This window comes from Jiangella ureilytica (assembly GCF_004348545.1).
GTDB lineage: Bacteria > Actinomycetota > Actinomycetes > Jiangellales > Jiangellaceae > Jiangella > Jiangella ureilytica.
Genome location: NZ_SMKL01000147.1, coordinates 1 through 2,007, shown reverse-complemented (window position 1 = coordinate 2,007; position 2,007 = coordinate 1). Strand labels below are relative to the sequence as shown.

General features: G+C 72.9%; 3 protein-coding genes. All 3 read right to left on the bottom strand.

The genetic code is table 11. From position 1 onward, the window contains the following. Window positions 1-281 (bottom strand): Fur family transcriptional regulator (locus E1212_RS29030; RefSeq protein WP_131989017.1); only part of this gene is annotated, 281 nt, incomplete at its 3' end. Between the two features lie 54 nt (window positions 282-335). Further along, window positions 336-1,007, bottom strand: a complete 672-nt coding sequence (locus E1212_RS29025) for a TIGR03943 family putative permease subunit (protein WP_162605681.1) — start codon at window positions 1,005-1,007, stop codon at window positions 336-338. 29 nt (window positions 1,008-1,036) lie between these two features. Further along, on the bottom strand, window positions 1,037-2,007 hold a 971-nt coding region (locus E1212_RS29020), incomplete at its 5' end, for a permease (protein ID WP_131989013.1).

The window sequence follows — 2,007 nt, the reverse complement described above, 5'->3', positions numbered from 1 at the left end:
TCGGTGGCCTTGCCGCATTTCCTGCAGATCAGGTGGTGATGGTGGTCGCGGCTGCAGGAGCGGAACCGCTGTTCGCCGCTTGGTGCGTGGTATGTGTCGGCTTCGTCGTTGTGGACCATCTCGTTGAGGTTGCGGTATACGGTGGCCAGGCCGATGCGGGAACCGCTCGCTCGCAGCTGGGCGTGGAGGTCCTGGGCGCTGACGAAGTCGTCGCTGTCGAGCAGGGCGGCGCGGACCTCGTGCTTCTGCCGGGTCTGCCGCCGCACGGGGGTACCGGGCATGGAACCGATCCTCACGTCGTGACATCGCTGACGATGACGACTCTACGTCGAGGATCAGTACTCGTAGGGCTCGTCGGGCGGGGGCACGACGGTGGCGCCGTCGGCCGCGAGGACGGGCACGTCGCCGTCGTCGCCGGGTTCCCAGCGGCCGGTGACCTCGATCCAGGTGTCGGCGGTGCGGTCGCCGTCGCCGACGACGCGTGTCGTGTAGGCGGTGGCGTCGGCGGCGCAGCAGGCCACCGTGAACCGTGACAGCAGGTACCCGTCGCCGGACTCGTCCGGCACCACGAACCCCATGACGCGCACCGGGACACCGTCGAGGGAGCGGTCCGGGTCCTGCAGCGCGCGGGTGACGAAGTCGCGCAGGCCGAGGTCGACGGCGCCCTCGCGCGCGGGCGGCAGCTCGACGAAGCCGGAGTCGGAGCCGGCCGTGATCGGGCCCTGCCGGCCCGCGGCGAACGAGCCGAGCGCGGGCGGTGCGATGAGCAGCAGTACCAGCAGCGGGACGGCCAGCAGCCAGGCGACGCCCGGCGACCCGCCGTGGTGGTGTCCCTCGTGGCCGCCACGGTCGTCGCGCAGCAGGCCGTGCCCGCCGAGCAGGACGAGCACGACGCCGCCGATCAGCAGGATCGGCTGGAAGCTCGGTTTGAGGTAGGCCAGCGCGGCATCGGAGAAGCCGAACCGGGCGGCGACGGCGCCGATCGCGATCAGCAGGATCGACTCCATCCGCCGATCCATCAGGTTCGCGGCGAGTCTCACAGCAGCCACCACCCGACGACCAGGGCGCTGGACACGGCGACCACGAACGTCAGCGGCGCGAACCGCAGCGCGAAGCCGCGGCCGAACGTGCCGGCCTGCAGCGCGATGAGTTTGATGTCGACGGCCGGGCCGACGACGAGGAACACCAGCCGGGCGGTCAGCGAGAACTGCGACAGGCTGGCCGCGACGAACGCGTCCGCCTCCGAGCACAGCGCCAGCAGCACCGCCAACCCGGCCAGCACCGCCACCGCGAGCCACTCGTTGGTCGCGACGGTGGTGACGACCGAACGGGGGATGAGCACCTGCAGCGCGGCGGCCGCGGCGGCGCCCACGACCAGCCAGCCACCGGCGTGCAGGAAGTCGTGGCGGGCGGTGCCGGCGAACACGTCCAGCCGCGACGCGCCGTCGGTCACCGGACGCGGCGGCAGCCGCAGCCACGAGCCGCGGCCGAACCGTGCCCACAGCAACCCGACCACGACCGCGGCCGCGAACGACGCCAGGAACCGGGCCAGCACCATCTCCGGCTGCCCGGGGAACGCGACCGCCGTCGCGGCCATGACGACCGGGTTGATCGCGGGCGCGGCCAGCATGAACGCCAGCGCGGCCGCCGGCGCCGCGCCGAGCGACGTGAGCCGCCCGGCGATCGGCACCGACCCGCACTCACACCCCGGAAGGAGCGCCCCGGCCAGGCTCGCCGACGGCACCGCCACGGCCGGGCGGTCCGGCAGCAGCCGGGCGATGAGCGAGGACGGCACGAACGCCGTCACCGCCCCGCTCACCACCACACCGAGGACGAGGAACGGCAACGCCTGCAGCGTGATCGACACGAACACCGTCGACCACGTCTGCAGGGTCGCACTGTCGAACCAGCCGGCCACGCGCGGCCGGAACAGGACCGCCGCCACCAGCGCCAGCACGAACAGCTCGGGAACGAACCGGCCGACGCCGCGTCGATCCTCCGTGACCT

What these genes read in the sequence shown, in the direction of transcription:
- E1212_RS29025 (WP_162605681.1), bottom strand. Translation starts at nt 1,007, where the DNA reads ATGGAGTCGATCCTGCTGATCGCGATCGGCGCCGTCGCCGCCCGGTTC.